A 10,475-nucleotide genomic window follows, 5' to 3' on the forward strand; every position below is an offset into this window, starting at 1 on the left:
AATAACAAGAACATCACGGGGGGCTCACGATGACGAGGCTTGTGGTGGTGCCGCCACAGATCGCCAGGCACAAGGTCCGCTACATCCGCACCGCTGACCGCCGCAAGCCACCGGCCGACCCCAAAGTGATCGACCTGCGGGCCTACACCGGCAGAAACGTGATCCGTTTCCCCGACGGCCCCACCACCGCCGCCTAGCGGCCCGCGGAGTACAGCTTCTCGGCGTAGCTCTCGCCGTAGTATCGCTCCAGGTCTTCCACGCTCTCCTCGACCACCTGCACGTCCTTGATCAGCCGCGCGTGCGAGGGCAGGACGTCAGGCTGCCAGGTGTCGGGCTTCCACAGCGCGGAACGCATGAACGACTTGGCGCAGTGGAAGAAGATCTGCTCGATCTCCACCACGAGCGCGAGACGCGGGCGGTGTCCCTTGACGATCAGTTCGTCGAAGAACGGGGCCTCGCGCACGAGCCTGGCCCGGCCGTTGATGCGCAGGGTCTCGTTGCGGCCGGGGACGAGGAAGATCAGCCCCACGTGCGGATTTTTCAGGATGTTGCGGAATCCGTCCGCCCGGCGATTGCCCGGGCGGTCCGGGAGGGCGATCGTGGTGTCGTCGATGACGTGCACGAACCCGGCGGGGTCGCCCTTGGGCGAGACGTCGCAGGAGCCCTGGTCGTCCGACGTGGCGATCAGGCAGAACGGCGAGGCCGCCAGCCAGTCGCGGTCACGCTGGTGGAGGCGTACGCGCTCCTTGGTCACGGCCCTCGGCATCACCTCGCCGAGAAGCTCGCGCAGTTCATCCTCGGACCCGATCTCCGCCCAGCTCATGCGATCTCCCTTCGGGGGTTTTCCCCATTTTGTCAGGGAATCGGGCCGAGAATTCTGTGACCTTCCCCGCAGTGCGGAGACTCGGCCGGGCATTTCTGGGCCGGGGCCGGCCGCGGTGAGCTGCGGGCGACCCCGGCGCGGTGCCGGTTACTCGACGCGCAACAGGGTCCAGTGGGACGGCTTGCCCTCGTACATCACGTCGTTGCAGTTGCAGTTGCCGCAGCCAGGGATCATGTCCGGTCCTTTCCTCGCCTTGCCGGATGAGGTCTCGTACCCACAGTGACCGACTCGTACGCTGGCGTGACTGCCAGAGTTACCGACCTCCCGGGCCACACCGCACCCGCCTACCAGCGCCGGGCGTGCGCCATCGCCGCCAGGTACGCATCACGCTCGGCCGCGAACCTGGCGGGGTCCATGCCCTGCCGCTCGGCCCGCAGGTGCAGCATGGTCAGCTCGGTCGCCGCCTGCTGGTAGTCGCTCATGGCGCGGCCGAGCCCGGCCCTCCTGGCCCACCTGCGTGCCGCCTTACGGCCGGGCAACGTGCTGAGCATGGCGACGTCGGCCTCGGTGACCAGTCCTGTCTGCCAGTAGCCGGGCAGGTAGGCGCCCATCTTGGCGACGAGGTGACGCCGCTCGGCGACGGTCACGGCGATCAGCGCGAGCAGCGCCACCATGATCACCAGGTAGGCCAGGCCGAGCCAGGCCAGCGAGCCCGTGGTGGCGGCACCGTTCCAGAGGCCATGGAGGAAGACGGCGCCCAGGTAGCCCAGCGGGATCGCGGCGTAGCGTCCCGCCGTGCGCCGGGTGAGCGCGTACGCGACCCCCACGCCGATCAACGAGGTGTAGATCGGGTGACCGAGCGGGTCGATCAGCCCTCGTACCACGAACAGCTGCACCGCGCCGCCGACGCCCTCCTCCCCGAAGGCGAGCAGGTAGTAGCCGACGTTCTCCACGGCGGCGAAGCCGAGGCCGGCCATGGAGGCGTACACGATGCCGTCGGTCAGGCCGTCGATCTCCCTGCGCCTGCGCAGGAGCAGGAGCAGCGCCGAACCCTTGAGCGCCTCCTCGATCACGGGGGCGAGCACGATGGCTCCCACGTCGTCGACGACCGCGGCGCCGAACCCGGCTCGTACGAACAGCTCCTGCCCCAGGACCGTCAGCGCGATGCCCAGCACGACCGCCAGCCCCGCGCCCCACGCGAACGCGAACGCCAGGTTGAGCTTCGGCTCGGGCTCCAGCCGGTCGAGAGAGAGCACCGCGGCGAGCAGCACCGGCAGCGGCGCCACCGCCAGCAGCGCGGCCAGGCCGAAGCCCGCGGGACCGCCGGACACGAGCATGACCGCCAGCACGAGCAGCGCCAGCACGCCAGAGACGACCAGGCCGATCAGCAGGGCTTTGCTGGGGCGCTGGGAGAGCGCGCTCTTGGGGGGAGCTGTCATCGTGGTCTCTGCCTTCCCGTTCGGTCCGTCCACTATGCGGGCCACGCATCTACAGGTGCTTAACGGTCACTTGATTCGCGGTAATAGGGGTCGGTCACGACGGGCTCGCCGTCGGTGTACGCGTACACTTCCCGGCCGGAGACGAACACCCTCTGCGCCCGGCTCATGACGTCCAGCGGGTCGCCCGACCAGATGACCACGTCGCCGTCCAATCCGGGGCGCAGGGAGCCCACCCGGTCGTCGATCCCCATGATCCTGGCCGGGTTCAGCGTGATCGACCGCAGCGCCTCGGCCGGGTCCATGCCCTCCTTGACCGCCAGCGTGGCCTGGTGCACGAGGAAATGAATGGGCACGACGGGGTGGTCGGTGGTGATGGCCAGCTCCACGCCCGCCCGCGCCAGGATGCCGGGGTTGCGCAGCGAGCGCTGGCGCAGCTCGACCTTCGACCGGCTGGTGAACAGCGGGCCGATGATGACCGGAACGTTCCTGGCGGCCAGGGTGTCGGCCAGCAGGTGGCCTTCGGTGCCGTGGTTGATGACGACCCGGTAGCCGAACTCCGCCGACAGCCGGAGCGCCGTGGCGATGTCGTCGGCCCGGTGCGTGTGCTGGCACCAGGGCAGCTCGCCGTCGAGCACGCGGACGAGGATCTCCAGGGTGCCGTCGCGGTCGAACGGCTTGCCCTCCGCCTCGGCCGCCGCCCGCCTGGCCCGGTAGTCCTGCGCCTTCATGAACGCGTCGCGGATCACCGCGGCCACGCCCTGCCGGGTGGAGGGCAGCTTCTTCTGGTCGCCGTAGACGCGCTTGGGGTTCTCGCCGAGTGCGCTCTTGACGCTCACCGGCTCCTTGACCAGCATCTCGTCCACGCTTCTGCCCCAGCACTTGACGGCGACCGTCTGCCCGCCGATGGGGTTCCCGGAGCCCGGCTTGATCACCGCCGTGGTCACGCCGCCCGAGAGCGCGTCGGCGAAGCCCAGGTCGGCGGGGTTGATGGCGTCGAGGGCACGCAGGCGGGCGCCGTTGGGGTCGGTCATCTCGTTGGTGTCCTGGCCGGCCCAGCCCTCCGCCTCCTCGTACACGCCGAGGTGGCCGTGGGCCTCGACGAAGCCGGGCAGGACCCAGCCGCCGCCCGCGTCGACGACGGAAGTGCCCTCCGGCACGGCCACGTCACGGCCGACCGCGGTGATCTTCCCATCCTCGATGAGCACGGTGCCGCCGTCGATGGGATCTCCGTCGACCGGCACGACATATCCGCTGGTGATAGCAAGTTTCATGAGCTGTAACTTACAGGCGGGCGGGTAGGGTGCCCGAATGACGATCTCCGCTCTTTACCGACGGTGGCTGCTCGAGATGTGGAACGGCGACTTCGAGCTCGCCCACGAGCTCGTCACCCCCGGCTTCGCCGGCCACTGGCCCGGCATGGAAGTCTCGGGTCCCGGCGAGCTGGTCGAGGTGCTCAAGCAGGGGTACGCCCCCTTCGACGACGTCCGGGTCACCCTGGACGTCGGCCCGATCCCCCACGGCGACCTCGTGGCGGCCAGGTGGACCTTCAACGGCTCCTACCGGGGCGGCCTGCCCGGCGCGACCGTCCCCGAGGGGACGCGGGTGGCCTTCGGCGGGCACGACATCCTGCGGGCCGAGGGCGACAGGTTCGCCGAGTACTGGGTGATCTCGGATGCGCAGACGTTCAGCAGGGAACTGGGGATAGGCTGACGTATCTCTTTATGTCGGTGTCTGCGGTACGTACGGGATGGTGCATGTCACAGGAGTACGCGCCCGATGCGGGCCCGCCGCCCCGCTCGCTGAGCGACGGCGAGCTGTCCCGGCTGCTGAGCGGGCAGCGCTTCGGTGCGCTGGCCACCAACAAGGACAGCGGCCACCCCCACATGGCCACCGTCCGGTACACGTGGGATCCCCAGCAGCGCGTCGTACGGATCCCCACCATGGCCGACCGGCCCAAGGTCAGGCAGCTGCACAAGGACCCGCGCGGCGCCCTCTACGTGGCCGACGACGACTTCACGTCCTACGCCGTGGCCGAGGGCCAGGCGGAGGTGTCGCCGGTGAGCACCGAGCCGGGCGACGAGGTGGGCCTCGAACTGCTGGCCATGCAGCACCACGTCGACGACGCCACCGCCTTCCTGCGCCAGGTGGTGGACGACCGGCGGCTGGTGATCAGGCTCAGGGTGTCGCAGCTGTACGGGACCGCTCTGGCCAGGCCCGCCGGATAGCGCGGCGCCGGTTGTAGGCCACCGACACGATCACGACGAGGACGAGCACCAGGTCCACGGCCGCCGACCAGCGCATGGCCGCCATCTCGCCCCCGCCCCGCGCGACGGCGAAGAAGACCGCGCCGATCACGGCGACGCCGCCCGCGCCCGCGAACTGCTGGGCGGTGCTCAGGACCCCCGACCCGATGCCGGCCTGGTGCGGCTCGACCTCGACCAGCGCGGCCCCGATGAGCTGCGGCAACACCAGGCCGTTGCCGGCGCCGACCAGCATGAGCGCGACGAGCACGTACGGCAGCCCCAGACCCACCCCCGCCAGGAGCAGGCCCAGCCCGAACACGACGACCACGCCGCCCATGATGACAACGATCAGCCCGTGTCTCCTGACCAGCCGGGCCCCGAGCAGCGAGGTGATGGTGAACATCGCCCCCATCGGCGCGAACACCATCCCCGCCTGGAACGCCGTGAGCCCCAGCCCGATCTGGAGCAGCAGCGTCAGCGTGAACATGAACGAGGCGAAGTACGCCATGAACGCGACGATCGACCCGACGCCTGCCAGGTAGGAGTGCACCCTGAGCAGCGCCAGGTCGAGCACCGGCTGCCCGCCCCGCGCCCCGAGCGCCCGCAACCAGCTCCAGGTCAGCACGAACACGGGGACGCTCGCCCCCATGCACGCCCACGTCCAGACGGGCCAGCCGAGGCTGTGGCCGAGGCCCAGCGGCACCAGCAGCAGCCCCACCCCGGCCGCCAGCCCCGCCGCGCCCGGCACGTCGAGCTTGGCGCGGCGGGCCGTCTCCACCTCCGGCAGCAGCCGCCAGGCCAGCGGGACGACGACCAGGCCGACCGGCAGGTTGATGAGGAAGACCGCCCGCCAGCCGAGCCCCAGCACGTCGGCCGTCAGCAGCAGGCCGCCCAGCACCTGGCCGGCGATCGAGCCGAGGCCGCCGGTCGCGCCGTACCAGCCGATGGCGCGCGCCCGCTCCCCCGGCGGATAGACGGCGGAGATCGTGGCCAGCACCTGCGGCACCATGGCGGCGCCCGCGAGGCCCTGGAGCAGGCGGGCGGCGACGAGCTGCGCCGGGCTCTGCGCGATCCCGCCCAGCACCGACGCCACCGTGAAGGCGGCCACCCCCCAGACGAACACGCGCCGGTAACCGTAGCGGTCGCCGAGCCGCCCGCCGGTGATCATCCCTGCCGCGTACGTGAAGGCGTAGCCGGCCACGATCAGTTCCAGGGCCGCGGGCCCGGCGCGCAGGTCGTGTTCGAGAGAAGGGGCGGCCACGTTCACGACGAAGAAGTCGAACTGCGCCATGAACCAAGCCGACAGAAGAACGGCCAACGCCCCGCGATAATGCACATTTCAGGTTAAAGGGTCATGAACGTCGACCCTGCATCAGGTCCGCGTGTCGGATGCTCACCATCAGGGCACCGCGGCGCTACTCTGCACTCAACTGCCCGTCATGCGATCTTGTGACCGTCGAGTCGTAGGCCTCTCCCCAGAAGTGGAGACCCATGTCCAGACGACTCGCCCTCATCATCGCGACCACCCTCTCCGTCCTGACCGCGCTCACCGGCACCGCCACCGCGGCCGCCGGCCGGCCGGTCGTCAACGTCGCCCATCGAGGCGCCTCCGCGTACGCCCCCGAGAACACGATCACCGCCTTCGAGCTCGCCGGCGACCTGCGGGCCGACATGTTCGAGCTGGACGTCCAGGAGACCAGGGACCACCAGCTCGTGCTCATGCACGACACCACCCTGACCCGCACCACCGACGCCGAGGAGGTCTTCCCCGGCCGGTCGCCGTGGAACGTCGGCGACCTCACCCTCGCCCAGATCCGCAAGCTCGACGCCGGCTCGTGGTTCTCCGGGGAGCACGCGGGCGAACCGGTGCCCACCCTCGGCGAGGCCCTGCGCACGATGAGCGGCTCGGGCATGGGTCTCCTCCTGGAGGTCAAGTCCCCCGGCCTGTATCCCGGCATCGAGGCCCGCATCGCCGCCGAGCTGCGGCGCAACGCCCAGTGGTTGTCACCCGGGCGGCTGGTCGTGCAGTCGTTCGACTGGGAGTCGATGCGCAGGTTCCACCGGCTCATGCCCGACGTGCCGATCGGGCTGCTCGGCACGCCGGCGACCGCCGAGCTGCCGTCACTGGCCGAGTTCGCCGACCAGATCAACCCGCCGTACACCACGCTCACGTCCTCGTACGTACGGCGTGTGCACGGGCTCGGCATGGAGGTCCTCACGTACACGGTGGACGATCCCGACGACATGCGCCGGATGATGTCCTACCAGGTGGACGGGATCATCACCAACAGACCCGACGTGCTGCGCGACCTGACCGACGCCTGACGTCCGGGGTCCCGGGGGCCTGACCGGTTCACGTCCGGAGGTTCTCTCCGGGCCCGCCGGCCCCGCGGGCGGAGGCCGGGCGGGCCCGGGCCTCCGAGCGGGTGTCCCTGTCCGGGGTCAGCCGGCGGGATGGGCTCCGGTCAGGCGGCCGAGGATCTCGTCGAGGATGGGTTCGGTGGTGGCGAAGTTGAGACGTACGTGGCCGGCGCCGCCGGGGCCGAAGTCCGCGCCGTCGTTCAGCCGCACCCTCGCCTCGCGCTCGAAGACCTCGGCCAGGCCGGGCCTGCCGACGCGCAACCAGGCCAGGTACGTCGCCTCCGGCACCCGGTAGCCGAACGTGCCGGGCAGGCGGGCGGCGATCGTGCGGCGGTTGCGGTCGAGCAGGTCGAGGGTGCGTTCCAGCCAGGCGTCCCCGTGCCGCCATGCCGCGACGGTGGCCTCGACGCCGAACAGGTTCGCGGAGCCGTACACGAAGGGTGGCTGCGACTCCAGAGCCTTGCGGACTTCCGGGTGGCCGAGGTGGGCGACCGAGCAGCGGATGCCGCCCAGGTTGAACGCCTTCGTCGCGGACGTGAGGGTGACGGTGCGCTCGGGGAGGATCGTGGCGAACGGGATGTGGCGGTGGGGCTCGTACACGAGGTCGGCGTGGATCTCGTCGGCGAGGACCAGCAGGTCGTGGCGCTCGGCGTGCTCGGCCAGCTCCGTCAGTTCGTCGCGGCTGAAGGCCCTGCCGGTCGGGTTGTGCGGGTTGACCAGGAGGAGCACCCGGCAGCCGGTCAGGTCGGGCACCTCGAAACGCCACGAGTCGCCGTCGGGCTCAAGCTGGATGGGGTGGAGCGGGCGCTCCATGACGTCCAGCGTCGACAGGAACGGGTGGTAGGCGGGGGTGTGCACCGCGACGCCGTCGCCGGGCGCGGTGCAGATGTGGAGGAGCACCTGGAGTGCCTGGTTGAGGTCGTTGAAGGAGCGTACGAGCGCGGGGTCGGCCGCCCAGCCGTACTTGCGCGTCATGCGCTCGGCGAACGCCTCCGCCAGCGGCCCCGCGCAGGGATCGGTCAGCCAGGCCGGGTAGCCGAGGTCGCCGTCCGCCCGCCGCCGCAGCGCCTCGACCACCTCGGGTGCGGTGGGGAGATCCATGTCGGCGATCCAGGCGGGGATCACGCCCGGTTCTACCGCTGCCCATTTCAGACCATCGTGAGTGATTTTGAGCCCTTCGGGGGTATATGCGTAATCCACCCGGCCATTTTAGGATTCTCGAATGTTGATGAGGTGCTGCCGCCGGTTGTGGCAGGCTGGGCGGCCATGATGCCCCACTCGAAGGTCGATGCCATTGTCGAGACCTACCTGTCGATCGCCGACACGGAGGCGCCCGGCTTGGTGGAGGGGCTTTATCTGGAGGGCTCGGCCGCCCTGGGCGACTACCGGCCTGGCACGAGCGACGTGGACTTCATCGCCGTCACAGCCGCCGCGCCGCCGGAGGACGTGCTGGAGCGCATCCACACCCGCCTCGGCGCCCACCCCTTCGACGGGGTGTACCTCACCTGGGACGACCTGCGCCGCGGCCCGCACGACCTGGGCACCCGGCCGCAGGCGCAGCACGGCCGGCTCAATCGCCGGGGCGAGCTCACCCCGGTCACCTGGCACACGCTCGCCGAGCACGGGCTGACCTGCCGCGGGCCCAAGCCGGACGAGTTCGACATCTGGAACGATCCTGACGCGCTGGCTTCCTGGACCGACGACAACCTCGACCGCTACTGGCGGCGCCTGGTGAGCCGGGCCTCCCACCTGACCACGCCGTGGGGCCTGATCAGCCTGGGCGGCTACGGCACACTGTGGATCGTCACAGGCCTCGCCCGGCTGCACTACACGCTGGCGACCGGTGACATCACCTCCAAGACGGAGGCCGGGAGGTATGCGCTGGAGGCGTTCCCCGAGTGCTGGCACCGCGTGGTGAACGAGGCGCTGCGCGTACGCGAGGAGGACAGCGCCGCACCGACGCTCGGCAGCCTGGCCTCGGGACTGGGCGACCATTTCGGCGCCCCGCGGCAGTCGCTCTACGGCTCACCGTTCGAACGCCGGAAAGACGTACTCGGCTTCGCCGGCGAAGCGATCACGTCCGCACACGCTTTGTACGCCACCCGCTGACGGCCGATCCCAGTCTGTGCGGGGGTGTGTCGTTATCGGCCTCGCGTACCGACCACACCCGCCCACCGATCGCGCGTACGAGGTGCGCACGGACACCCACCGGACGCGAGATGTGCGTGGGCGCCTACGCGAGGTGCCCGGTGTCGAGGACCGCGGATGTGGGTGGGCTGCGCACTCGTCTGCGGGCACGGCTGATGGCATGGCGACAGCCCCGGGGGGCGATGTGCGGTGTCGTACCCCGTGGCAGTTGTGGCGCGCGCCGTCATCGCGGCGCGTGCGATCGGACGCGCGCCCTGGTCACCTCTTCGGGCTACAGCCGCCGGAGGACCGCCACGACCTTGCCCAGGACACTGGCTTCGTCGCCGGGAATGGGCTCGTAGTTGGGGTTGTGGGGGACGAGCCAGACGTGACCGTCCTTGCGCTTGAAGGTCTTGACGGTCGCCTCGCCCTCGATCATCGCGGCCACGATGTCGCCGCTCTCCGCCACCGGCTGCTGGCGGACGACGACCCAGTCTCCGTCGGCGATGGCCGCCTCGATCATCGAGTCACCGGTGACCTGGAGGAGGAAGAGGGTGCCCTCGCCGACCAGCTGCTTGGGCAGGGCGAAGACGTCTTCGACGCTTTCCTCGGCAAGGATCGGACCACCGGCGGCGATGCGGCCGACGAGCGGCACGTAGGCGGCCGTGGGACGGCTCACCGTGGACTCGACGTCGGGGGCCGCGTCGGGGTCGACCCACATCACGGGCTCACCAGGCAGCCGCACCTCAAGCGCGCGAGGGCGATGCGGGTCACGCCTCAGGTAGCCCTTGCGCTGCAACGCCGTCAACTGGTGAGACACGCTGGAGGTGCTGGTCAGCTGCACCGCCTCGCCGATCTCACGCATGGAGGGCGGATATCCGCGCTGTTGCACCGAGTCGCGGATCACTTCGAGGATCTTGCGCTGCCTCGGCGTAAGGCCCAGCGAATCTCGCCGTCGCACCGCGAGGTCGCTGACCCCGTTTGCGTCATCCCGCTCGGTCATGCTCTTCCTCCTCGCCTGGCGGCCCGCCTCACCGGCGAACCTCCCAGTCCGTGGTCCCGTTGTCGCACACAGCGACCGTATCTCTGTTGAAGATCATCTTCAAACAATTGTTCGAGTCTTCCTCGAAAAAGTCGCGTGCGTGGTGTACAACATCGTACGGGAGTTCGATCGACATCGTGTTCGATTTGCTGATCTTATTTGGCCTTTTCTCCCGGGCCGCATGGCAGGAGGTCATCCATGCGAACACCCACGAACATGGACACGACCAGCGAAGACGTCAAACAACTCACACTCATCGCCGATGCCACGCGCAGTGAGGATCGACGGGGAGACAATACGCGTACACAGCCCGTCGCCAGCGGTAATTCCGGCAAGAGGTTGGGGTCCCGGTCGAATAACAGAGGAAGATCCCATTTGCGCCTCGTCCCGCCACCCCGCACGAGTCGCGGCTCCCACGGCACCGTGCCACCGTCCCGCCC

The 10,475-nt window shown here is 69.9% G+C and carries 11 protein-coding genes; 5 read left to right on the top strand and 6 right to left on the bottom strand.

Annotated elements, in window-relative coordinates; all coding sequences use genetic code 11:
• Nucleotides 1–29: 29 nt before the first annotated feature.
• On the top strand, nt 30–197 hold the full coding sequence (locus E1295_RS49090) for a hypothetical protein (protein WP_166427488.1): 168 nt from the start codon (nt 30–32) through the stop codon (nt 195–197).
• On the opposite strand, the gene E1295_RS31010 is transcribed toward E1295_RS49090, so the two are convergent.
• The 3 genes from E1295_RS31010 to E1295_RS31020 form a co-directional block, all read right to left on the bottom strand.
• Nucleotides 194–823, bottom strand: a complete 630-nt coding sequence (locus tag E1295_RS31010; protein WP_132635642.1) for a pyridoxamine 5'-phosphate oxidase family protein — start codon at nt 821–823, stop codon at nt 194–196. The two genes, E1295_RS49090 and E1295_RS31010, sit on opposite strands and share 4 nt — an antisense overlap.
• 344 nt (nt 824–1,167) lie before the next feature.
• Nucleotides 1,168–2,262: a PrsW family intramembrane metalloprotease gene (locus E1295_RS31015; protein ID WP_132635645.1), complete on the bottom strand. Its 1,095-nt coding sequence runs from the start codon at nt 2,260–2,262 to the stop codon at nt 1,168–1,170.
• Nucleotides 2,263–2,321: 59 nt separating this feature from the next.
• Nucleotides 2,322–3,533 (bottom strand): amidohydrolase, encoded by a 1,212-nt coding sequence (locus tag E1295_RS31020; protein ID WP_132635648.1) that lies wholly within the window; start codon nt 3,531–3,533, stop codon nt 2,322–2,324.
• 37 nt (nt 3,534–3,570) lie between these two features.
• Here E1295_RS31020 and E1295_RS31025 point away from each other — a divergent pair, with 37 nt between their 5' ends.
• Together E1295_RS31025 and E1295_RS31030 are read left to right on the top strand one after the other, a co-directional pair.
• Nucleotides 3,571–3,972 carry an ester cyclase gene (locus tag E1295_RS31025; protein ID WP_132635651.1) on the top strand — a complete coding sequence of 134 codons (402 nt, stop codon included), beginning with the start codon at nt 3,571–3,573 and terminating at the stop codon, nt 3,970–3,972.
• Between the two features lie 44 nt (nt 3,973–4,016).
• Nucleotides 4,017–4,487, top strand: coding sequence for a pyridoxamine 5'-phosphate oxidase family protein (locus E1295_RS31030; RefSeq protein WP_132635654.1), 471 nt, complete (start codon nt 4,017–4,019; stop codon nt 4,485–4,487).
• Here E1295_RS31030 and E1295_RS31035 read toward each other — a convergent pair.
• Complete coding sequence (locus E1295_RS31035) at nt 4,438–5,796, bottom strand: MFS transporter (RefSeq protein WP_132635657.1); 1,359 nt, start codon at nt 5,794–5,796, stop codon at nt 4,438–4,440. The two genes, E1295_RS31030 and E1295_RS31035, sit on opposite strands and share 50 nt — an antisense overlap.
• Before the next feature lie 200 nt (nt 5,797–5,996).
• On the opposite strand from E1295_RS31035, the gene E1295_RS31040 reads away from it, so the two are divergent.
• The gene (locus E1295_RS31040; protein WP_132635660.1) at nt 5,997–6,830 is read left to right on the top strand and encodes a glycerophosphodiester phosphodiesterase; all 834 of its coding nucleotides are present in this window, start codon (nt 5,997–5,999) and stop codon (nt 6,828–6,830) included.
• Nucleotides 6,831–6,947: 117 nt separating this feature from the next.
• Here E1295_RS31040 and E1295_RS31045 read toward each other — a convergent pair whose 3' ends face one another.
• A complete protein-coding gene (locus E1295_RS31045; RefSeq protein ID WP_132635663.1) occupies nt 6,948–7,967 on the bottom strand; it encodes a MalY/PatB family protein in 1,020 nt (339 codons plus the stop codon).
• 165 nt (nt 7,968–8,132) lie between these two features.
• On the opposite strand from E1295_RS31045, the gene E1295_RS31050 reads away from it, so the two are divergent.
• On the top strand, nt 8,133–8,975 hold the full coding sequence (locus E1295_RS31050; RefSeq protein ID WP_132635666.1) for a nucleotidyltransferase domain-containing protein: 843 nt from the start codon (nt 8,133–8,135) through the stop codon (nt 8,973–8,975).
• A 310-nt stretch (nt 8,976–9,285) separates the two neighbouring features.
• On the opposite strand, the gene lexA is transcribed toward E1295_RS31050, so the two are convergent.
• Entirely contained in the window at nt 9,286–9,996 is a 711-nt protein-coding gene (lexA, locus tag E1295_RS31055; RefSeq protein WP_132340401.1) for a transcriptional repressor LexA, read from the bottom strand.
• Between the last annotated feature and the right edge of the window lie 479 nt (nt 9,997–10,475).

Source organism: Nonomuraea mesophila, assembly GCF_004352805.1.
In the GTDB taxonomy this organism is placed as follows: Bacteria; Actinomycetota; Actinomycetes; order Streptosporangiales; family Streptosporangiaceae; genus Nonomuraea; species Nonomuraea longispora.

What these genes read in the sequence shown, in the direction of transcription:
- E1295_RS31030 (WP_132635654.1), top strand. Translation starts at nt 4,017, where the DNA reads ATGTCACAGGAGTACGCGCCCGATGCGGGCCCGCCGCCCCGCTCGCTG.
- E1295_RS49090 (WP_166427488.1), top strand. Translation starts at nt 30, where the DNA reads ATGACGAGGCTTGTGGTGGTGCCGCCACAGATCGCCAGGCACAAGGTC.
- E1295_RS31040 (WP_132635660.1), top strand. Translation starts at nt 5,997, where the DNA reads ATGTCCAGACGACTCGCCCTCATCATCGCGACCACCCTCTCCGTCCTG.
- E1295_RS31015 (WP_132635645.1), bottom strand. Translation starts at nt 2,262, where the DNA reads ATGACAGCTCCCCCCAAGAGCGCGCTCTCCCAGCGCCCCAGCAAAGCC.
- E1295_RS31045 (WP_132635663.1), bottom strand. Translation starts at nt 7,967, where the DNA reads ATGGATCTCCCCACCGCACCCGAGGTGGTCGAGGCGCTGCGGCGGCGG.
- E1295_RS31050 (WP_132635666.1), top strand. Translation starts at nt 8,133, where the DNA reads ATGATGCCCCACTCGAAGGTCGATGCCATTGTCGAGACCTACCTGTCG.
- E1295_RS31035 (WP_132635657.1), bottom strand. Translation starts at nt 5,796, where the DNA reads ATGGCGCAGTTCGACTTCTTCGTCGTGAACGTGGCCGCCCCTTCTCTC.
- E1295_RS31020 (WP_132635648.1), bottom strand. Translation starts at nt 3,533, where the DNA reads ATGAAACTTGCTATCACCAGCGGATATGTCGTGCCGGTCGACGGAGAT.
- lexA (WP_132340401.1), bottom strand. Translation starts at nt 9,996, where the DNA reads ATGACCGAGCGGGATGACGCAAACGGGGTCAGCGACCTCGCGGTGCGA.
- E1295_RS31025 (WP_132635651.1), top strand. Translation starts at nt 3,571, where the DNA reads ATGACGATCTCCGCTCTTTACCGACGGTGGCTGCTCGAGATGTGGAAC.
- E1295_RS31010 (WP_132635642.1), bottom strand. Translation starts at nt 823, where the DNA reads ATGAGCTGGGCGGAGATCGGGTCCGAGGATGAACTGCGCGAGCTTCTC.